At 63.1% G+C, this 18,664-nt stretch carries 21 protein-coding genes and 1 tRNA gene; 12 read left to right on the forward strand and 10 right to left on the reverse strand.

From position 1 onward, the window contains the following. The 3 genes from G533_RS0114310 to G533_RS0114320 all read left to right on the forward strand — a co-directional run. The coding region (locus tag G533_RS0114310) for an ATP-binding protein (RefSeq protein ID WP_035528336.1) at positions 1-240 on the forward strand (240 nt) is incomplete at its 5' end. Between the two features lie 116 nt (positions 241-356). Further along, positions 357-686 carry a helix-turn-helix domain-containing protein gene (locus G533_RS25375; RefSeq protein ID WP_084639019.1) on the forward strand — a complete coding sequence of 110 codons (330 nt, stop codon included), beginning with the start codon at positions 357-359 and terminating at the stop codon, positions 684-686. Continuing rightward, positions 683-1,594 (forward strand): tyrosine-type recombinase/integrase, encoded by a 912-nt coding sequence (locus tag G533_RS0114320; RefSeq protein WP_240472449.1) that lies wholly within the window; start codon positions 683-685, stop codon positions 1,592-1,594. Before G533_RS25375 ends, G533_RS0114320 begins: the two co-directional genes overlap by 4 nt. A gap of 97 nt (positions 1,595-1,691) precedes the next feature. Here the strand turns inward: G533_RS0114320 and G533_RS0114325 are convergent. The 3 genes from G533_RS0114325 to G533_RS0114335 all read right to left on the reverse strand — a co-directional run bounded on the left by G533_RS0114325 (position 1,692) and on the right by G533_RS0114335 (position 5,582). Then, positions 1,692-1,767, reverse strand: a tRNA-Phe gene (locus tag G533_RS0114325). 51 nt (positions 1,768-1,818) lie between these two features. After that, a complete protein-coding gene (locus tag G533_RS0114330) occupies positions 1,819-3,108 on the reverse strand; it encodes an aminotransferase class V-fold PLP-dependent enzyme (protein ID WP_027950549.1) in 1,290 nt (429 codons plus the stop codon). A 68-nt stretch (positions 3,109-3,176) separates the two neighbouring features. Beyond that, a complete protein-coding gene (locus tag G533_RS0114335; RefSeq protein ID WP_027950550.1) occupies positions 3,177-5,582 on the reverse strand; it encodes a TonB-dependent receptor plug domain-containing protein in 2,406 nt (801 codons plus the stop codon). A gap of 186 nt (positions 5,583-5,768) precedes the next feature. Here G533_RS0114335 and G533_RS22150 point away from each other — a divergent pair, with 186 nt between their 5' ends. Genes G533_RS22150 through G533_RS0114355 form a run of 4 tightly spaced genes read left to right on the forward strand, consistent with a single transcriptional unit; the run spans position 5,769 to position 7,963 of the window. After that, positions 5,769-6,068 carry a glycine zipper domain-containing protein gene (locus tag G533_RS22150; protein ID WP_035528339.1) on the forward strand — a complete coding sequence of 100 codons (300 nt, stop codon included), beginning with the start codon at positions 5,769-5,771 and terminating at the stop codon, positions 6,066-6,068. Further along, positions 6,065-6,577: a hypothetical protein gene (locus G533_RS0114345; RefSeq protein WP_027950551.1), complete on the forward strand. Its 513-nt coding sequence runs from the start codon at positions 6,065-6,067 to the stop codon at positions 6,575-6,577. Before G533_RS22150 ends, G533_RS0114345 begins: the two co-directional genes overlap by 4 nt. Then, entirely contained in the window at positions 6,546-6,845 is a 300-nt protein-coding gene (locus G533_RS0114350) for a hypothetical protein (RefSeq protein WP_027950552.1), read from the forward strand. Before G533_RS0114345 ends, G533_RS0114350 begins: the two co-directional genes overlap by 32 nt. Then, a complete protein-coding gene (locus G533_RS0114355; protein WP_027950553.1) occupies positions 6,842-7,963 on the forward strand; it encodes an AI-2E family transporter in 1,122 nt (373 codons plus the stop codon). Before G533_RS0114350 ends, G533_RS0114355 begins: the two co-directional genes overlap by 4 nt. Here G533_RS0114355 and G533_RS0114360 read toward each other — a convergent pair whose 3' ends face one another. Both G533_RS0114360 and mutY read right to left on the reverse strand, forming a co-directional pair. Continuing rightward, the gene (locus G533_RS0114360; RefSeq protein WP_027950554.1) at positions 7,964-8,239 is read right to left on the reverse strand and encodes an oxidative damage protection protein; all 276 of its coding nucleotides are present in this window, start codon (positions 8,237-8,239) and stop codon (positions 7,964-7,966) included. 15 nt (positions 8,240-8,254) lie between these two features. After that, positions 8,255-9,301 (reverse strand): A/G-specific adenine glycosylase, encoded by a 1,047-nt coding sequence (gene mutY / locus G533_RS0114365; RefSeq protein WP_027950555.1) that lies wholly within the window; start codon positions 9,299-9,301, stop codon positions 8,255-8,257. Between the two features lie 113 nt (positions 9,302-9,414). Here mutY and G533_RS22155 point away from each other — a divergent pair, with 113 nt between their 5' ends. After that, positions 9,415-10,281, forward strand: coding sequence for an alpha/beta hydrolase (locus G533_RS22155; RefSeq protein WP_084639020.1), 867 nt, complete (start codon positions 9,415-9,417; stop codon positions 10,279-10,281). Between the two features lie 37 nt (positions 10,282-10,318). On the opposite strand, the gene G533_RS0114375 is transcribed toward G533_RS22155, so the two are convergent. Together G533_RS0114375 and arsS are read right to left on the reverse strand one after the other, a co-directional pair. Then, the gene (locus G533_RS0114375) at positions 10,319-12,481 is read right to left on the reverse strand and encodes a dihydrolipoyl dehydrogenase family protein (RefSeq protein ID WP_035528344.1); all 2,163 of its coding nucleotides are present in this window, start codon (positions 12,479-12,481) and stop codon (positions 10,319-10,321) included. Between the two features lie 49 nt (positions 12,482-12,530). Then, positions 12,531-13,490: an arsenosugar biosynthesis radical SAM (seleno)protein ArsS gene (arsS, locus tag G533_RS0114380; RefSeq protein WP_027950557.1), complete on the reverse strand. Its 960-nt coding sequence runs from the start codon at positions 13,488-13,490 to the stop codon at positions 12,531-12,533. A 276-nt stretch (positions 13,491-13,766) separates the two neighbouring features. On the opposite strand from arsS, the gene hisB reads away from it, so the two are divergent. Genes hisB through hisF form a run of 4 tightly spaced genes read left to right on the forward strand, consistent with a single transcriptional unit; the run spans position 13,767 to position 16,521 of the window. After that, positions 13,767-14,360, forward strand: a complete 594-nt coding sequence (gene hisB, locus G533_RS0114385) for an imidazoleglycerol-phosphate dehydratase HisB (RefSeq protein ID WP_027950558.1) — start codon at positions 13,767-13,769, stop codon at positions 14,358-14,360. A gap of 5 nt (positions 14,361-14,365) precedes the next feature. After that, complete coding sequence (hisH, locus tag G533_RS0114390; protein ID WP_027950559.1) at positions 14,366-15,016, forward strand: imidazole glycerol phosphate synthase subunit HisH; 651 nt, start codon at positions 14,366-14,368, stop codon at positions 15,014-15,016. After that, a complete protein-coding gene (gene hisA, locus G533_RS0114395; RefSeq protein ID WP_027950560.1) occupies positions 15,010-15,744 on the forward strand; it encodes a 1-(5-phosphoribosyl)-5-[(5-phosphoribosylamino)methylideneamino]imidazole-4-carboxamide isomerase in 735 nt (244 codons plus the stop codon). The genes hisH and hisA overlap by 7 nt, the downstream gene beginning before the upstream one ends. Positions 15,745-15,747: 3 nt before the next feature. Then, entirely contained in the window at positions 15,748-16,521 is a 774-nt protein-coding gene (gene hisF / locus G533_RS0114400; protein WP_027950561.1) for an imidazole glycerol phosphate synthase subunit HisF, read from the forward strand. Positions 16,522-16,537: 16 nt separating this feature from the next. On the opposite strand, the gene frdD is transcribed toward hisF, so the two are convergent. From frdD to G533_RS0114415, 3 genes are all read right to left on the reverse strand, one after another. After that, the gene (gene frdD / locus G533_RS0114405) at positions 16,538-16,882 is read right to left on the reverse strand and encodes a fumarate reductase subunit FrdD (RefSeq protein WP_027950562.1); all 345 of its coding nucleotides are present in this window, start codon (positions 16,880-16,882) and stop codon (positions 16,538-16,540) included. Positions 16,883-16,884: 2 nt separating this feature from the next. Further along, the gene (locus tag G533_RS0114410) at positions 16,885-17,292 is read right to left on the reverse strand and encodes a succinate dehydrogenase/fumarate reductase transmembrane subunit (protein ID WP_027950563.1); all 408 of its coding nucleotides are present in this window, start codon (positions 17,290-17,292) and stop codon (positions 16,885-16,887) included. Positions 17,293-17,536: 244 nt separating this feature from the next. Continuing rightward, positions 17,537-18,661, reverse strand: a complete 1,125-nt coding sequence (locus tag G533_RS0114415; RefSeq protein WP_027950564.1) for a PepSY-associated TM helix domain-containing protein — start codon at positions 18,659-18,661, stop codon at positions 17,537-17,539. Between the last annotated feature and the right edge of the window lie 3 nt (positions 18,662-18,664).

Below are 18,664 nucleotides of genomic sequence, written 5' to 3' on the forward strand. Positions count from 1 at the left end.
AAGCTGAGCGCCGAGAACCGGCGCGACCTGCTGGAGGTACTGGAGGACCGCCACGGACGCCGCTCCACTGTCGCCACCAGTCAGTTACCCATTGAGGAATGGCATGGCGTCATCGGCGACGCGACCCTGGCGGATGCCATCCTTGATCGGCTGGTACACAACGCCTACAAGATCAATCTGAGAGGAGAGTCGATGCGAAAACGCCAGGCCAAGTTGACGAGCACCACTGCTTCCGAGTAACAATGCAAACCCCGCGTCGCTACGCTCCGATGGGTGGCAGCTTTGCTCCGGTCCGCGTGGCAGCCTTCAAATGGAATGGGTGGCAGGCTTCAGCGGTATACGCAGAGTGAGGGGGCATGCGAACGTACTCGGTCGAAGAAGCGGCGAGCTTGCTCCTGATCGCGGAGGCGACCGTGCGGCGCTTGGCGCACGCGGGTTTGCTGCGGGGCGCGAAGCCCGGGCGCCGCTGGGTGTTCAGAGAGGAGGATCTTGTCGCTTTTCTGGAATCGTCGTATGGTGGGTCCGGGCAAGCGTCCGTAAGTGGCTGTAAGGAGAAACCCTTATGGCAATTTATAGACGAGGACCGGTCTGGTGGGTCGATGTGCGGACCCCCTCGGGGCAGCGAATACGCCGCTCTGCTGGGACTGAAGACCGCGCGTCAGCGCAGGAATACCACGACCACTTGAAAGTAAGCCTGTGGCGGGCTCACCGTCTCGGTGAAAAGCCAAGACGCACCTGGCAGGAGGCTGTGGTGCGTTGGGTACAGGAGAAGGATCACAAAGCGGATCGAGACAAAGACCTGGGTAAACTGCGTTGGCTGGATGGGTATTTCGGGGGCTTGTACCTCGACGAAATCAGCCGGGACCGGGTAGACCAGGTAGGGGTGCTCAAGAAAATTGAGGCCACCCCATCCACCGCCAATCGGTACCTGGCGCTGGTTCGCGCTATTTTGCGAGCTGCCCGGGATGACTGGGAGTGGATCGACCGATGTCCGCGCGTGAAGCTCTATCCTGAACCGAAAAAGCGTGTGCGCTATTTGTCCCGTGAGGAGGCAGCATTGTTGTTGAAGGAGTTGCCGCCACATTTGGCAGCTCTGGCTGAATTCAGTTTGGCCACCGGGCTTCGGCAACGCAATGTGAGTTATCTGCGCTGGGATCAAGTGGATGTTGCACGTCGTATGGCCTGGATTCATGCAGATCAATCCAAGTCGCGTAAGGCGATTGCCGTTCCGTTGAACGATTCCGCGCTGAGCGTTTTAGAAGGTCAGCGGGGCAAACACAGTGCCTGGGTGTTTACTTATGCGGATAAGCCAGTGGATCGCACTTCCACAAAAGCGTGGAAAGCGGCGTTGGGGCGAGCGGGGATTGAGAATTTTCGCTGGCATGACCTGCGCCATACTTGGGCGTCCTGGCACGTCCAGAACGGAACGTCTCTCCAAGAGCTACAAGCATTGGGGGGCTGGTCCAGCTTTGAGATGGTATTGCGCTATGCGCATTTGGCGGCTGATCACTTGCAAGCGGCTGCGTGTCGGATCGATGGCACAATTAGGACACAATCGATTCAACACACGCCGCTGCGGTTGGTGAGAAGCTAGAACGATAATGTCAGCCAAGTGAGAATCACTCGGCGGTAACTTGTTGATGTATTTGGGATTACTGACTGGTTGACCGTGACGAAAAACGGTCGAAAGATGGTGCCCGGAGACAGAATCGAACTGCCGACACGGGGATTTTCAATCCCCTGCTCTACCAACTGAGCTATCCGGGCGTGTACTGCTATAGCGGAGGGTGCGTATTAAAACCGTAGTGGCTGCGGGAGTCAAGCAGTGGCAAGGGCCTTGAGGCCAATCAGTAGCTGGTCCAGCTCCGCAAAGCGGGTAAACACCGCCGGGGTTACGCGCACGCAGGCGCCCCCGGCCAGGCCGGTGCGGTGCACCGTGAACACACCATGACGGTCCAGCAGGCGTTGCGCGATTGCCCGATTGCCGGCGGGCGTGCGTTCACCCCGCAGGCGAAAGGCGCTAATGCCCGCGTGGTCCTCTGCGCTGTTCAGGGTCAGCACCTCCACGCCCGGTATATCCGCGGCGCGTTGCGCCCAGTAGCTGCGCAGTTCAGCCAGCCGCGCGGCTTTGTTGTCGGCACCGATCTGGCGATGGAAGGCCAGCGCGTCTGGAACACTGAGGAGCGCGGCATAATTCGACGTGCCCGTGTGGATACGCGAACGAATGTCGTCCTCCGGAACGTCCCGCTCGCCCAGGTAAGGGGCAATCGCATCCAGGCGTTCCCGGCGGATGTACATCACGCCCACGCCAATGGGCGCTCCCATCCATTTATGCAGGTTGAAGCCGATGAAGTCCGCCTGCAGGTCTGCGACGGTGAAGTCCATCTGCCCCCAGGAGTGGGCTGCATCGACGATACAGTCCACGCCCCGTTCCCGCGCCATGGCCACGATGTCGCGCACCGGAATCAGCATGCCGTGCCGGTGGCTGATGTGGGTCAGCAGCAATAGCCGCACGTTCGGGTTTGCGTCCAATGCCGCGCGATAGGTCTCGAGCAATTGCGCCTGGCTGGCGCGCTCTGGCAGGTCGATGGTGCGCAGCGCAACGCCGCGTCGCTCCTGTAGCCACGCCATGGCGGACTGCATGCTGTCGTAGTCGACATCGGCATACATGACGGCATCACCGGGTTCCAGTCGCTGGTAGCCACTGATCAGGTTCTGCAGTACCTCGGTGGCACCCCGGGCAAAGGCGATTTCATCTGGCGAGGCCCCCAGCAGTTGCGCCACTTCGGTACGAATGGCTTCCAGCTCGGGATAGAGCTCGCGCCTGCTGAAATAGGAGGCATCGCGGTTGACCTGAAAGGTGTGGCGGTTGTACGCCTCAAGCACCGGGCGAGCCATAACACCCCAGTTGCCGTTTTCCAGTTGTGCAATTTCGTCCGGGAACCAGTATTGTTCGCGTACTCGTTCCCAAAACTGGGCGTTCGCCGGCGTAGTTGGCAAGCCTGCAGTTGTTGATCCGGTCGCGCCCATTGTGAGGGCGGGTGCCGCCGCGGCAGAAAGCGCCAAAGCGCGGCGCAATAACGCTCTCCGAGCGAGATCTGTGGGCATGGTGTATTCCTGTTGTGAGGAGGTAGCTGCCAGCGCAATGCACTGGCAGCCACCTGATGTTGCCGTCTTCAGTAGGTATAGCTCAGTTTCAGGTAGTAGAGTGCGCCGTCGGTGTCATAGGGCGAATTCCGCGAGTAGATGAGCCCGCGGTTCGCCTGGAATGTCGCTTCATCCGGATAGCTGTCGAACAGGTTCTCTGCCCCCAGGGTGGCGCGCAGGCCACCGTCGAATGCGTAGCCGGCGGACAGGTCAAACACGGTTTCTTCACCGAATTCCTGATAGATATCACCCGTTGGCTGACCGCTGGAGTCAGTCCAGGGGCCGTAGTAGCGCAGCCGCGCGAGCAGGTCAAAGCCCGCTACGCGGTACTCCAGCGACACGTTGCCGGTGAGTTCGGGAAGCCCGTCCTCCAGCCGCACTACGCCAATTTCGCCGATGGTGCCGTCGGTACGTGTGACTTCCGTATCGTTGTAGTTCCAGGCGGTGCCCAGCATCAGGTTGCCGCTACCCGCCGCCATGCGGTAGCTGGCAACCAGGTCCACGCCACGGGTTTTGGTGTCAAAGGCGTTGGTGAAGAAATTCACGCCATTGATAGAGTCGGCACCGGGCACACCCTGAGCGATCAGCCCCTCACGGATCTCATCGGTAACACTGAAGGTCTGCGATTGGCCGAAACGGTCGTCGACTTCAATCTGATACACATCCAGAGACCCGCTGAAGCCGCCGTCTGTACGGAAGGTCAGTCCGGCGGTGAATGAAGTGGATTCCTCTGCCTGCAATGGCTGAGCCCCAAACACCTGCGCGATCGGATCGGTGGGAGACAGGCGCCCGTTGGTGAACAGGTTCAGTGTTTGCGTGTCCAGGCCTTGCGAGGTGCGCGTGCTCTCCAGTTGACCCGGGGTGGGTGCGCGAAAGCCCGTCGCGGCGGTGGCGCGGAAAGCGAGGCCATCGGTAAACTCGTAGCGCAACGAAAATTTACCGTCGGTGGTGTCGCCGAACTCGGAGAAGTCCTCGTAGCGCAGGGCAACCCCCAGCGTGAGTTGCTCAGTCATTGGCGCTTCCAGGTCGACGTAAACTGCATAGCTCTCCTGGTCGTAGGTGTCGGCCTGGTCGGCGCTGTAGCCCGGGAAGCCGTTGGAACCCGAGGGCAATCCGTCAACGGCGCCGGGGCCCACCTCGTAGGAAGCCAGCTCACCCGCCTCGATTTCGTAGGCTTCACGGCGGCGCTCGGCACCAAAGGCCAGGTTCGCAGGGCCGCTGAGTGCGCCGAGCTCCCAGCTGTACACGAAGTCGAGGTTCAGGTTGGTTTCGCTCTGAATCAGGGACCCCGCGTAAAACGAGGTGGGACTGGCCGGGCCGAGGGAGCCGTTGATGGTGTTACCGATGTAGTAGTCAATTGTATTGCGACCGTAGGACACGCTGCCGTCCCAGGTGAGCTGCGAGCCAGCGTCACCGCGCACCCCGGCCACGGTGGACAGGTCCTGATCTTCCTGTGAGAACTGGGGTGAGAAGCCGGCGGGAAAGATGTCGTTGAGATCAAAATCGGGAAATGCAGTAGGGCTGGGACGGTAGGCCGATGTCGATTCTGGGTTGCGCCAGTTGAAATCGCTGGTGCCTTCCCCGTCACCGTAGGTGCCGAAAGCGTAGAGTTCCGCGCTGCCGCTCAGGGCGTAGTCCCCATTCAGCGCTACGCGCAGAGCAGTGCGTTCTGGCTGTCCCCAGTTCTGAACCGGATCGGGCACCTGCAGGCCGGGATTTTCCTGCTGAAACACGATGGCGTCAGGGCGTTGACGGGAGCGCGAGGTTGGTTCGGCATCGGTGTATTCGAGGGTGCCGGTCAGTGTGCCTTTGTCGGCCAGGTTCAGGCCGGCGCGCAAGCCTACCTGCAGCTCATCGCCATCACCTTCCGAATACTGCGAACCCTGAATGTAGGAGGAGAAGCCCTCGGTATCGTCAAGAATCAGGTTGATTACGCCGGCAATCGCATCGGAGCCGTACTGGGCTGAAGCACCATCGCGCAGCACCTCAATACGTTTGATGGCAAAGCTGGGGATCTGGGCAAGGTCGGCACCCTGCGCGCCGCGAAACCCCAGCAATGCCGAACGGTGACGTCGCTTGCCATTCACCAGCACCAGGGTGTGGTCCGGTGAAAGGCCGCGGAGTGTGGCCGGGCGCACATAAATCAGGCCATCATTTAGTGGCAGACGCTGTACGTTGAAGGAGGGTGTGATGTGAGTGAGTTTGTCGACCAGCTCGCTGGATGCCACGCTGTTCAGCGCTTCTTCGGAGACGACATCTACCGGCGCCATGGCGTCGAAGGAGGTTCTGTTCTCAACCCGTGTGCCGGTCACGATCACTTCCTCGAGCAGTGCACTCGATGGTTCTGCTGTGCCCCCGGCGGTCTGTGCGTAGAGTGGAAGCGAGAATACAGAAGCAACCGCGATGGCCAGCGGTTTGCGTAAAGATGAATACATGGCGGGTCCCCAAAATAATGATGGATCAATGAATGTTCCGCCCCGTGCGAGCGGAGGAAGCAAGATGACGGCAGCAGGTTAAGGTGGCGTGTCGTTCCCGTGACATTCCGGTGAAGATGCGACTGCGCGCCGCTTGGGCTATGCTGGGGGCACGAACAAATGGATAGCGATTACGAGGGAGCTCAAATGGCAGAGTCCACAGACAAGAAAACCTCCGCGCAGCAGAAGGAGCTGGATTCCGGCAAAGAGGCGGCGATGGCCGCCTACCAGAACATGCTGGACGCCCAGCAGCATTTCCGCCAGGCCGCAGAGGCGGCGGGCCTGGATCTCAAGGAAGATGCCATGAAGCAATTGCTAAAGGGCAAAGACAAAGCCGATGAGCTCGGCCACGAAGTGGAGCGTTACGTTCACGACAAACCCCTGGCGACCATAGGCATTGCCTTCTTTGCAGGCTTGCTGGTCTCGCGGTTGCTGTCCCGGCATTGAGCCCTTTACCCGAGGAGCCTGCGCGGGAATCCGCTGCAGGCGATTACAGCCGCGCAGCTGAACCCGGCGGCGCCGCCAATGAGCAGGCCCGTGAAAGTGACACCGCCAGTGGTGGTGCCGGGCTGGAAGCTGAGTTCCGGAACTGGCAGGCACTACTGCAACAAGCTCTGGAGGCGGGCAATCAGTTTTCCCGGCTGCTGGTGCTGGAGCTGCAGTTGGCTGTCGGCGATGCCGGTCGGCTGGCTTTGGTCGTGTTGGCCGTGGTGCCGCTATTGATCTTTACCTGGCTGGGTTTAAGCGTGCTGCTGGCGTGGTGGGCCTATGCCGCATCGGAATCGGTGGCGCTGGGGCTGGTGGCGTTTACTGCGCTACAGGTCGCGGCCTTACTGCTGCTGTGGTTGGCGGCGCGGCGTTATGCCCGCAGCCTTGCACTGCCGGCGACCCGGCGCCAGTTGCGCGCCATAATGGAGACGGGCAATGGCAACAAGCCGCAAGCAGAGAGTTCGTGAGTTGCAAGCCGCGGAGAGTCGGCTGGATACGCATTGGCAGCAGTTGCAGGCCAACGGTGAGAGGCGGGTTGCCTACCTGCGGGCAGCGCACCCCGGCTGGCTGGTGGGCGGTGGTTTCCTGACCGGGTTCATCGTGGATCGGGTGTTCTCGGCCAGTGTTCGCAATCCACGTGCCTCCCGCTTGCTGCGCCACGGCGTGCGGCTCTGGCCCCTGTTGCCGCACAACATTCTGCGGGCCGTGTTTGCCGGAGGGAACCCGCTACCATGAGTGAAGCGCGTCTTCCTCCCGGCACGCTGTCACTGCGCACCCTCGCTGCACTGGCGGTGCTCTATACGGTGTATTTCGCCAAAAGCCTGCTGATGCCGGTTTTCGTGGCGTTGTTCTTTGCGCTGCTCCTGAACCCCCTGGTGAAACTGCTCAAGCGGTTTTACGTGCCCCGCACTATCTCGGCGGTGCTTATTCTGGCCCTCATTGGCGGCCCCGTGGCCTTGCTGGGCAGCCAGCTCGCGGAGCCGGCGCAGCGCTGGGCGGAAGCGATCCCGCGGCTCACCGAGAAACTCTCGAATGAGGTGGATGACCTCACCGACAAGCTTTCACCCCAGGCGGAGAAACCCCCGCAGCCGGAGGAGGGCTTCAGCTTTTTCGGCCTGTTTGGCAGTGAGAGCGACGAGGCCGAGAGCAGCGGCGGCGAGAAGGGCGAACGCGAGCCGGACCGGGTGAGCGAGCGCCTCAAACAGGGCGGCCTGGAGTTGTTGCTGGCCACCCTGGGTGCGGCACCGGTGGTAATCGCCCAGCTACTCACAACAGTCCTGCTGATTCTATTCCTGCTGATTTTCGGCTCGCGCCTGTTTGCCGCCTTTGTGGATATATTCCCCGGGATTAACGACCAGCGCGCATCTCTCGAGCTGGTGCGCACGGTACAGGTGGAGCTGTCGCGCTACATCCTCACGGTGAGCCTGATCAATGCCTGCCTGGGTCTGGCGGTGGGTGGCGTGCTCTGGGTGCTGGGTGTGCAGGACCCGATGCTCTGGGGTGTGATGGTGGGCATGTTGAACTTTGCGCCCTATGTAGGCCCGCTGCTGGGTGTCGTTCTGCTGGTTCTGGCCGGGGTGGTGCAGTACGGCCCGGTGGCCCATGCCCTGCTGCCGGCGCTGGTCTATTTCAGTATCAACCTGGTGGAAGCACAGGTGATTACCCCGCTGGTGCTGGGGCGCAACATGCGTCTGAACCCACTGGTGATCCTGGTGTGGCTGCTGGTCTGGGGCTGGCTGTGGGGGTTTGTTGGTGTGCTGCTCGCGGTGCCCCTGCTGGTGTGCCTCAAGCTGGCCTTCGGCCAGACCACCGTGCTGCGCTACTGGATGCAGCTGATCGAGACCCGCGCCTGATCAGCTGTTCGAGGGTGGCACGTAGCCTTCGGCACGGTCGTGTTCTTCCCCGGCGAAGAACTTGTCCATTTCCTCCTGCAGGTATTTGCGCGTCGCCGGGTCAATCAGGCTCAGCTGCTTTTCGTTGATCAGCATGGTCTGTTGCGCCTGCCATTCGTTCCAGGCCTGTTTCGACACGTGGTCGTAAATATCCTGGCCCTTGGGGCCGGGGTAGGGTGGTGCGTCAAGGCCTTCCAGTTCCTGCTGGTAGCGCTTGCAGAATACGGTTCTGGACATGTGTTTGCTCCGCGGTCAGAGGCTTGCCAGCAACCGGGCGACCGGTGCGGCAAGGCCGATTTCAAGGGGTTTTTTCACGTTATACCAGAGCTGGTCACTGGCTTCCATGACGGCCTCGGGTTGTAGTGCCAGCTGTACGTGCAGGGGCTGAATATCCAGATGGTAATGGCTGAAGGTGTGACGAAAGGGCGGTCCCGGCAGTGTTGCTGAGGGCTCGCGGCCGAGCCGGTCACGGCACCACGGGGCGGCGGCCTCAACCGAGTCCAGTTCAGGAAAGCACCACAGCCCTCCCCAAATGCCGCTCGCCGGGCGCTGTTGCAGGAGCACGTGGCCTTGTCGGTCACGCAGGATCAGAAATACGGTCGAGCGAACCGGCAACACCTTGCGCGGCTTCTTGCCCGGGAACTCGCCCTCAAGGCCTTGCGCATGCGCGCTGCAGCTAGCCTGCAACGGGCACTCCGCACAGCGGGGCCGGCTACGTGTGCACAGGGTGGCCCCGAGGTCCATCATGGCCTGTGTGTAGTCGGCCACGCGCTGCTGTGGCGTGTGCTGCTCGGCGAAGTCCCACAACTGGCGGTGCACGGCCGTTTGCCCGGGCCAACCGGCAACCGCGTGAAAGCGCGCCAGTACGCGCTTTACATTGCCATCCAGAATGGACGCCCGCTGCGCGAAGGCAATGGCGAGGATCGCGCCGGCGGTGGAGCGGCCGATGCCGGGCAGGCTCTGCAGCCCCTCCAGGTCGCGTGGAAAGTTGCCGGCGTGCTCGCTGCACACCTCCTGTGCCGCGCGGTGCAGGTTGCGCGCCCGCGCGTAGTACCCCAGCCCGGTCCACAGGTGGAGAACTTCGTCGATGGGTGCTGCTGCCAACGCCTGCACATCGGGGAAGCGCTGCATGAAACGCCCAAAGTACGGAATAACCGTGCGCACCTGGGTTTGCTGCAGCATGATTTCCGACACCCAAACCCGGTAGGGGCTGGTATCGTACTGCCAGGGCAGATCCTTGCGGCCGTGCTGGTCAAACCAGGTGAGCACGCGCCCGGCGAATGAAGGTGGTGTAGGCATTGGCGTAGTGTACTGCAGTTCTGCTGCCACAAAGCGTTATCACCCCGGAGAGGGCCGAATCGATTCCCGTTGCGTAAGTTGGACATGAAGAAAGCAGAAATGGATTGCAGACGATGAAGTTGCTGGTTGCCACGGTGGTCGCTGCGGCGTCACTCACGGTGGCGGGCTGTGGCGTGGTGCTGGGGCAGAAACAGCCCGCCGCCGCGATAAACACAGTCATCTACACACCGTCGGACTGGCCGGAGCCGTTGCAGGCCGACGTTTACCGGCCTCAGGGCACAGGCCCCTTCCCCGGGATGCTGCTGGTACACGGCGGCGGTTGGGAGCGGCGCAGCCGCGATGACATGACGCGCCTGGCGCGCTACTACGTGGGCAAAGGGTATGTGGTGCTGAACGCCAGCTACCGTTTTGCCCCCGAGGCAAAATACCCCGCCCAGGTTTACGACCTGCAGCAGGCCATGCACTGGCTGCACCGCGAGGCGCCGGAACTGCAGCTGGATACACAGCGTATCGCCGCATTTGGCTACTCGGCAGGTGCCCACCTGCTGAGCCTGATGGCACTGGCGGCAGGCACCGGGGACGACCTGGACAGGCCCTGGGGCGGTGCGCAGACGCGCCCGGCTGTAGTGATCGCCGGCGGTTCCCCCATGGATTTGCGCAAGTACCCCGGGGGCAACCTGGTGCCCCAATTCCTGGGTGGGCGCATCACGGAAATTCCTGAAACCTTTGTCGCCGCCTCTCCGGTGACGCGGGTGCACGCGGGTGCGCCACCCTTCTACCTGTTCCACGGCGGCGCCGATACTCTCGTGACCATCGACCACGCCGAAGAGTTTGCCAGCGCTCTGCAAGCCCACGATGTGCCGGTGGATCTGAAGCGATTGCCGGCCCGCGGTCACATTCTCACCTTCCTGACCGTGGGCAGCGCGCTGCCCGCCGCCGACGCGTTCCTGCAGCGTTACCTGCAGGATCCGGCGGGGTAGCACGCGCGACGTTGCAGGCCTCCGGGGCGCTGCACGCTCAGTCTGTGCCGCCCCGGCGCCACTGGTGGTAGCGCTGCAACCAGCGCAGGATACGCTCCGGTGCGTGGGCCTTCTTCCACGCGCCGGCGGCGTATTTGTTGGCTTCGGCCAGCGTGGGGTAGGTGTGGATGGTGCCGAGGATCTTGTTCAATCCCAAGCCGTGACGCATGGCCAGCACGAACTCCGCCAGCAGGTCGCCGCCCTGGGTGCCAACGATGGTGGCGCCCAGAATGCGGTCGCGCCCGGGCACGGTGAGCACTTTCACAAAGCCCCGGGTGGCGCTGTCGGCGATCGCGCGGTCCAGCTCGGCGAGCTCGAAGCGGGTAACCTCGTGGGGGATGCCGCGGTCGATGGCCTCCTGCTCACTCAGGCCCACGCGCGCCACCTCCGGATCGATGAAGGTGGTCCAGGGAATCACCGAATAGTCCACCTTGAAGCGCTTGAATTGCCCGAACAGCGCGTTGACGGCCGCGTACCAGGCCATGTGCGCTGCGGTGTGGGTGAACTGGTAAGGCCCGGCCACATCCCCCGCGGCATAGATATTGGGGTAGAGGGTTTCCAGATAATCGTTGGTGGTCACGGTGCGGTTGGTGGGAATACCGAGCTCCTCCAGGCCGTAGCCTGTGAGCCGCGCCTGTCGGCCCACGCAGACCAAGAGCTGGTCGAAGGGTACGGCCAGCTCGGTGCCGGCGTGTTCCACGATCAGTCGCTTTTCGCCCCCGTGCTGTTCGCAGCGCAACGCGGTATGCCCGGTGAGCACCTGCACGCCGTCCGCCGCCAGCGCCTCGCGCGCTAACTCGGCTACTTCGAGGTCTTCCTTCGGCAGGATGCGCGGGCCGCGCTCCACCTGTGTGACCTCGGCACCGAGCCGGGCGAAGGCCTGGGCCAGTTCGGAGCCAATCGGTCCGCCCCCCAGCACCACCAGGCGTTGCGGTAAGGCGTCCAGCTCGGCGAAACGCTCCCAGAGAGTGTCGCTGGTGACATATCCGGCGTCTTCCAGCCCGGGCAGGTCCGGCACCAGCGGCGCGGCACCGGCGGCAATCACGATCGAGCGGGTGGTCAGCCGCTGTGTGCCACCGTTGTTCAACGCGATGTCTACGGTCCAGGGGTCGACAATGCGGGCATAACCCTGCAGCACTTCCACGCCGAGGCCGGTGTAGCGCTCCACACTGTCGTGGGGCTCGATGGCGGCGATGATACGGTGGATACGTGCCATGATGGCGGGAAAGCTGAACTGCGGCTGAACGGCGCTGAGTCCATAGTCGTCGGCGTGGCGCATCTGGTGCGCGACTTTGGCGCTCTTGATCAGTGCCTTGCTCGGTACACAGCCGTAGTTGAGGCAGTCACCTCCCATTTTGTGCGCTTCCACCAGGGTAACTTTCGCCTTCACTGCCGCCGCGATGTAGGCGGACACCAGGCCGCCGGCGCCTGCCCCAATCACGACCAGGTTGCGGTCGAAGCGCGCCGGCCGCTGCCAGCGACGGTATACGCGGCGGCGCTGTATGGTGCCCACCAACAGTTTGGCGACCCAGGGGAAGAGGCCGAGTAACACGAATGACAGCAGCAACTGCGGCGAGAGAATGTCGCCGATACGCTCAATGCCGGCGAGTTGCGTGCCGGCGTTCACGTACACCGCAGTGCCCGCCAGCATGCCCACCTGACTGACCCAGTAGAACGTCCAGGTGCGCAGGCGGGTAAGGCCCATCACCAAGTTGATAATGAAAAAGGGGAAAACGGGCACCAGGCGCAGGGTGAACAGGTAAAACGCGCCATCGCGCTCAATGCCGCGGTCAATGGCACGCAGGCGCTCGCCGAAGCGTTGCTGCACGCTGTCGCGCAGCAGGAAGCGGGCAACCAGGAACGCCAGGGTGGCGCCGATACTGGACGCGAAGGACACCAGCAGCAGGCCGAAACCCAGACCGAACAGCGCGCCGCCGGCCAGCGTCATGATGGCAGCACCCGGCAGCGAGAGCGCCGTGACAACGACGTAAATGGCGAAATAGGCCGCCGGCACCGCCACCGGGTGTGCCGCCAGCAGGTCGGCAAACCGGGCCTGGCTGTCTTTCAACTGGTCGAGGGTCAGGTAGCTGTGCAGGCCAAGGGCAAAAAACGCCAGCACGAGGCCCAGCAGGGCCAGCACAATCAAGAGCTTTCGGTTCACCGTTGTTATCCTTGGGGGAGCCTCCGAGGGCACCCGGTTGTGGTGTAACTCAGTTCAGCGCGCCGCCGCAGCTGCTGCCCTGGCCAGCGGTGCAGCCATAGCAATGGTCGGCGGTGCGTATCTCTGCGCCGTGCACATCCTCGACCAGCAGGCTGTGCAGCTCGGGTCGGCTGCCCTGCCCGGGCAGAGGCAGCTCCAATTGCTGGTTGAAGTCGCAATCGTACAGATAGCCCTGCCAGTCCACGCTCACCAGCGAGCGACACATCACGCCATCCAGGTTGCCCGGCTGGTAGGCATCCTTCAGCAACTGCATGTAGCTCGCGAATTGTCCTTTGGAAATCAGCGTGCTGCCAAAGCGCTTTATGGGCATGTTGGCCAGCGTGAACAGCGCGTTGAATTCGATACCGAAATGCGCGCGCAGTTCCCGCTTGTAGTCCGCCTCCAGCGCCTGCTGACTGGGGGGCAGGCTGGGCCCCAGCGGGTTGTACACCAGATTCAGCGCGAGGCCGCTGCCGGGCTGGCCGTAACCCAGGGCGTTCAGCGCCTGCAGGGCGGCAATGCTCTTGTCGAACACACCGTTGCCGCGTTGCTGGTCAACGTTGGCCGGCGAATAGCAGGGCATGGAGGCCACGATGTCGACCCGGTGCTCTGCCAGGAAAGCGGCCATACTCTCGTACCCCGGCTCGCGCAGGATAGTGAGGTTGCAGCGGTCCATCACTTTCACGCCCTGGGCGGTGGCTGCGCCTACCAGGTCACGAAAACGTGGGTGCATTTCCGGTGCGCCGCCGGTGAGGTCCAGCAGCGAGATGTCGCGTGCTTGCAATACCCGTGGAATGAGGTCGATAAGGTCGTCGCTCATCATCTCGGTGCGTGTGGGCCCGGCGTTGACGTGGCAGTGCACGCAGCTCTGGTTGCACAGGTAGCCCAGGTTGACCTGCAGGGTCTGCAGGTCGCCGCGCCTGATAGCGGGGAAATCGGTGGCTTCCAGCAGGGGTAGAGTGGCGTGCATGAGCGTTCTGTCCTTTGCGGCAGTGCCCCGTGGGGTTGCGCCTGCCGTGTTTGAATGCGGTGGGTGTTACGTTGTTACGTTGCCGGGCGCGCTGCAGTTTAGCAGCTGGCGGCGAGGTTTGGCGGTTGTTCGCTGTAGATGCCAGCGGTGCGTGTGCCCGTGGCGGATAGACCGCGGTAGATAGAACGGTGAATTCGCCCCGGCTTTCTTCTATAATGGCGCGCTTTTCCGGGCACGCCCCGGTCCCATCCGCCCGTGCAGGTTCTGGAGAACAGCATGTCTGAGCGCAAGGCGAGTGTAACTCGCAACACGCTGGAAACGCAGATCACCGCGACGGTGAATCTCGACGGTTCCGGCCAGGCGAAATTCGACACCGGCATACCCTTCCTTGAGCACATGCTGGACCAGATCGCACGTCACGGCCTGATCGACCTGGACATCCATGCCAAGGGTGACCTGCACATCGATGACCACCACACGGTGGAGGACATTGGTATCACCGTCGGCCAGGCGTTTACCAAAGCGGTGGGCGACAAGAAAGGCATTGTGCGCTACGGCCACAGCTACGTGCCGCTGGATGAAGCGCTGTCCCGTGTTGTGGTGGACTTCTCGGGTCGGCCCGGGCTGGTGTATCACATCCCGTTCACCCGCGCGTCCGTGGGCGGTTTCGATGTGGACCTGTTTCAGGAATTCTTCCACGGCTTCGTCAATCACGCCCAGGTGACGCTGCATATCGACAACCTGCGCGGCGACAACACGCACCACCAGATCGAAACGGTGTTCAAGGCCTTTGGCCGCGCACTGCGTATGGCGCTGTCGGCAGACCCTGCCATGGCTGGCATGATGCCCTCCACCAAGGGTGTGCTGTAACACCCGTGAGCGGTTCAGTGGCAGTGATCGACTACGGTATGGGCAACCTGCATTCGGTGGCCAGTGCGCTGGCGCATGTGGGCGCCGAGCGGGTGGTGGTGACCCACGATGTGGAGCAGATTCGCGCGGCGGATCGCGTGGTGTTTCCGGGCGTCGGCGCCATTCGTGATTGCATGGCAGAGATACGTCGCCTGCGCTGTGACGAACTGTTGCAGGTAGCGCTTACCGAGCAACACAAGCCCGTGCTGGCCATTTGCGTGGGTATGCAGGCGCTGATGAGCCACTCGGAAGAAAACGGCGGTGTGGACTGCCTGAACGTGATCCCCGGCACGGTGCGCCATTTCGGCCACCCCCTGCACGACGCCGACGGGCAGCGCCTGAAAGTGCCGCACATGGGCTGGAGTGAGGTTCGCAAGGTAAGTGAGCACCCACTCTGGAATGGCATCCCGGATGCCACCCGCTTTTATTTCGTGCACAGTTACTACGTTACCGCCGGCGACCGTTCGCTGCTTGCCGGCAGCGTCGACTACGGCGTGTGTGCCGACGCCGCACTGGCCCGCGACAACCTCTTCGCCACCCAGTTTCACCCGGAGAAGAGCCACACCGCCGGGCTGCAACTGCTGCGCAATTTCATCAACTGGACTCCCGCATGCTGATTATCCCCGCTATCGACCTCAAGGACGGCCAGTGCGTGCGCCTGCGCCAGGGCCTGATGGAGGACAGCACGGTGTTCTCCGATGACCCGGTTGCCGTCGCTCGGCGCTGGGTAGACGCCGGCTGCCGGCGCCTGCACCTGGTGGACCTGAACGGCGCGTTTGCCGGCGAGCCGGTGAATGGCGAGGTGGTTACCGCAATCGCGGCGGCCTACCCCGGCCTGCCGATCCAGATCGGCGGCGGTATTCGCAGCCTGGACACCATCGAACACTACGTGCGTGCCGGCGTGGACTACGTGATTATCGGTACCAAAGCGGTGAAGGAGCCGGCCTTCGTTGCCGAGGCCTGCCGCGCCTTTCCCGGCAAGGTGATCGTGGGCCTGGACGCAAAAGAGGGCCTGGTGGCAACGGACGGCTGGGCGGAAGTGTCCACGGTGCTGGCAACAGACCTCGCCCGGCAGTTTGAAGCGGATGGTGTGTCCGCCATCGTCTACACCGATATCGCCCGCGACGGCATGATGCAGGGTGTGAACGTGGAAGCGACGCTGGGCATGGCCCGGGCGTCCAGTATTCCGGTCATCGCCTCTGGCGGCATCACCAATATGGACGACATTCGCGCCCTGCGGGCCGTGGCCCATGAAGGCATCTGCGGCGCCATTACCGGTCGCGCCATTTACGAGGGTACGCTGGACGTGGCTGAAGCCCAGCGCCTGTGTGACACGGCGGGCTGACGCGTGGGCCTGGCCAAACGCATCATCCCCTGCCTCGATGTCGACAACGGACGCGTGGTCAAGGGTGTCAATTTCGTGGGGATCCGCGACGCGGGTGACCCGGTGGAAATCGCCCGCCGCTACAACGAGCAGGGCGCCGATGAAATCACCTTTCTCGACATCACCGCCAGCCACGAGGGCCGCGAGACCACGGTACACACGGTAGAGCAGATTGCCGAACAGGTGTTCATCCCGCTTACGGTGGGCGGCGGCATTCGCTCGGTCGACGACATCCGCACCATGCTCAATGCGGGGGCGGACAAGGTCAGCATCAACACTGCCGCTATTCACAACCCGGAGCTGGTGCGGCAGGCATCGCAGCGTTTCGGGGCACAGTGCATTGTGGTGGCCATCGACGCCAAGCGCGTGGCCGATGTGGACGGCCAGCCGCGCTGGGAAATCTTCACCCACGGCGGGCGCAAACCCACCGGAATCGATGCGGTGGCCTGGGCGGTGAAAATGGCGGAGCTGGGGGCGGGGGAAATCCTGCTTACCAGCATGGACCGCGACGGTACCAAGAACGGCTTTGAGCTGGGTGTGACGCGGGCCATTACCGATGCCGTGGATATTCCGGTGATCGCCTCCGGTGGCGTTGGCAACCTGCAGCACCTGGTGGACGGCATTCTGCTCGGCGGCGCCGATGCGGTGCTGGCGGCGAGCATTTTCCACTTTGCGGAATACACCGTGCCCGAGGCCAAGGCCTATATGGCAGAACGGGGCATTGAAGTCCGCCGCTAGCGACGGCCTGTTCCGGCTATAGCGTGAATAGCCAGAACGCACACAACGCGCTGAGCGCGGTTGCCCCGCCGTAGAAAAATCCCCCCAGTAGCCAGCCTGGCCCGGTGATATGCAGGTCGTGCAGGCCGTGATACAGGCGATGTGCCGTGTGGTAGAGCGGCAGGGCAACCACGGCGAGCGCCGCGCAGGTGCCCAGTGGATGACGCAGGCCGGTGCTGAAGCTGACATAGAGGGCCTGCGGGTCCTGTGCCAGCGAGGGCAGCAACAGCGTGCTTACTATCAATCCGGGACCAATAAGCGCCAGCAGCATGCCACCGGCACCGAACAGTGACCAGCTGATGGGTTCGTGAGAGCGCCGCACGGCTAGTGTCCTCCCACGGGCCACAGCAGCCACAGTGTGGCGGCGATCAGGCCCAGGTTGCAGCCCAGTGCGCCGAGCTGGTGGGCACGCAGCACATGCCGTGGGGCAATGCTCAGGCGGTCGCTGTCAATGACCAGGATCTTTGGCACCAGCGCCACCCAGGTGACTGCGTGCAGCAGCGCCGCGGCCAGGGCGATGCCCTGCAGAACGAGCATCGCCGGCGTTTGTAGCCAGGCGAGCCAGGCGCTGAAGGCAACCGGCCCGCGCGCGAGCTGATAGATGCCGGCGAGCAGCAGCAGGGTGTAGAGCAACAGGGGCAGCGCGGTGGCTTCACGCAACATGTAGCGGCGGTAGGCCGGGTTATGCAGCCACCAGTCGCGTGGCTGGCGGGGTTGCCAGGGTTTGCGCATTGCCTCTACCTCGCACCAAGCGGATGGGTTGTACGCCGTGGTTGCTGTCCGACGCCTGTGCAGGCTGCCGCGGTAGTGTGCTCACGCACGCTGCCGGCAATGTGGGTGCCTTTGGTGTCGGCCAGTACAGGGACAGTAGCAGAGCCTGTGCTCCCCCGCATCTTCTTCATAGCCACTTCTTCACCGCGACTTTCTGCGTCATGCCATCGCTAATGGTGCGGAGGGATTGACTACTGATGTATTACTACGCGGGTTGTGCGGCGGTGCCCCGTCGCGTCCATTGCCGGCGCTTGCGGCTGTACCACATCGCCAGGCCGGTCAGCGGCATGGCGACCATACACAGGCCACCCAGCGCCCAGATGACTTTCGATGGCAGGCCGGCAAAGTGGCCGAAATGCAGCTTGCGGAAACTGTCGACCGCGCGCGCCAGCAGCGGCTGCTCGCGCAGATCGTAGGCCGCTGCGACCTCACCGCTGTGCGCATCGTAGCTCACGGCGGAGCCGTATTCGCTGGCCAGTATGCTCATGCCGGGCACGGCACCGAACACGGTAAAGGCCTGGCCGGGCTCGAAGGGGAACAACAGGTAGGTGGGCTCGAAGCCGCTGATCTGCTGGCGGCTGTCTGCCAGTAGCGCATCGAAATCCAGGCTGTCGTTATAGAGGCGTTCTTGCATGATGTGGTGCCCGCCTTCTGCGTGCTCCTCGGACTCCTCCAGATAGGCAACGGCATTGAAGTAGAGCCCGGTCAAACCCACCAGCAGCAGAACAGGCGAGCTCCAGATGCCGAGCAGGCGATGCAGCTGGCGCGTTACCACCATTGGCCGATGGTCCCGGCGAAAGCTGAAGAAGTGCCGCCAGAAACGCCGGTAGAGGATCAGCCCGGAGATGCCCAGGGCGCTCAGGCAAATGGCGGCCAGCAAACCCACGATCAAGCCCAGGTGTGGGGCGGACTCGAAGCGCCCGTCCAGCAGCAGCGTGTAGTGCAGGTTAAGCAGCCAGTCGGTCAGGGCGTGGTGCAGTCCCGCCGGCTGGTCCAGGAGTTCGCCGCTGTAGGGGTTCAGATGCGCCTTGAACCACTGCTCGCTGCCGCGCCGAATCAGGTACACACGGTCAGCGGTGCGGCCGTCGTCGAACAACTCCCAGCTGCCCAGCTCGTAGTCGGGCTGGGCGCGGTTGATACGCGCCATCAGCTCCTCCAGCGGCAGGCGCCGGGCTCCCTCGGGGGGCTGCACCAGCACCTGGCTCGGCAGGAGCAGGCTGTCGATTTCGAACTTGAACACCAGCAAGCTGCCGGTCAACACGATCAGCAACAGGGGCAGCAGCGCCAGCAGTGCCAGCGCGCTGTGCAGTTTGAATACCCAGCGGCGCACGGC

Origin of the sequence: Haliea salexigens DSM 19537 (genome assembly GCF_000423125.1) — a bacterium.
Classification (GTDB): Bacteria; Pseudomonadota; Gammaproteobacteria; order Pseudomonadales; family Halieaceae; genus Haliea; species Haliea salexigens.

What these genes read in the sequence shown, in the direction of transcription:
- G533_RS25375 (WP_084639019.1), top strand. Translation starts at nt 357, where the DNA reads ATGCGAACGTACTCGGTCGAAGAAGCGGCGAGCTTGCTCCTGATCGCG.
- G533_RS0114330 (WP_027950549.1), bottom strand. Translation starts at nt 3,108, where the DNA reads ATGCCCACAGATCTCGCTCGGAGAGCGTTATTGCGCCGCGCTTTGGCG.
- G533_RS0114335 (WP_027950550.1), bottom strand. Translation starts at nt 5,582, where the DNA reads ATGTATTCATCTTTACGCAAACCGCTGGCCATCGCGGTTGCTTCTGTA.
- G533_RS22150 (WP_035528339.1), top strand. Translation starts at nt 5,769, where the DNA reads ATGGCAGAGTCCACAGACAAGAAAACCTCCGCGCAGCAGAAGGAGCTG.
- G533_RS0114350 (WP_027950552.1), top strand. Translation starts at nt 6,546, where the DNA reads ATGGCAACAAGCCGCAAGCAGAGAGTTCGTGAGTTGCAAGCCGCGGAG.
- G533_RS0114355 (WP_027950553.1), top strand. Translation starts at nt 6,842, where the DNA reads ATGAGTGAAGCGCGTCTTCCTCCCGGCACGCTGTCACTGCGCACCCTC.
- G533_RS0114360 (WP_027950554.1), bottom strand. Translation starts at nt 8,239, where the DNA reads ATGTCCAGAACCGTATTCTGCAAGCGCTACCAGCAGGAACTGGAAGGC.
- mutY (WP_027950555.1), bottom strand. Translation starts at nt 9,301, where the DNA reads ATGCCTACACCACCTTCATTCGCCGGGCGCGTGCTCACCTGGTTTGAC.
- G533_RS22155 (WP_084639020.1), top strand. Translation starts at nt 9,415, where the DNA reads ATGAAGTTGCTGGTTGCCACGGTGGTCGCTGCGGCGTCACTCACGGTG.
- arsS (WP_027950557.1), bottom strand. Translation starts at nt 13,490, where the DNA reads ATGCACGCCACTCTACCCCTGCTGGAAGCCACCGATTTCCCCGCTATC.
- hisB (WP_027950558.1), top strand. Translation starts at nt 13,767, where the DNA reads ATGTCTGAGCGCAAGGCGAGTGTAACTCGCAACACGCTGGAAACGCAG.
- hisA (WP_027950560.1), top strand. Translation starts at nt 15,010, where the DNA reads ATGCTGATTATCCCCGCTATCGACCTCAAGGACGGCCAGTGCGTGCGC.
- G533_RS0114410 (WP_027950563.1), bottom strand. Translation starts at nt 17,292, where the DNA reads ATGCGCAAACCCTGGCAACCCCGCCAGCCACGCGACTGGTGGCTGCAT.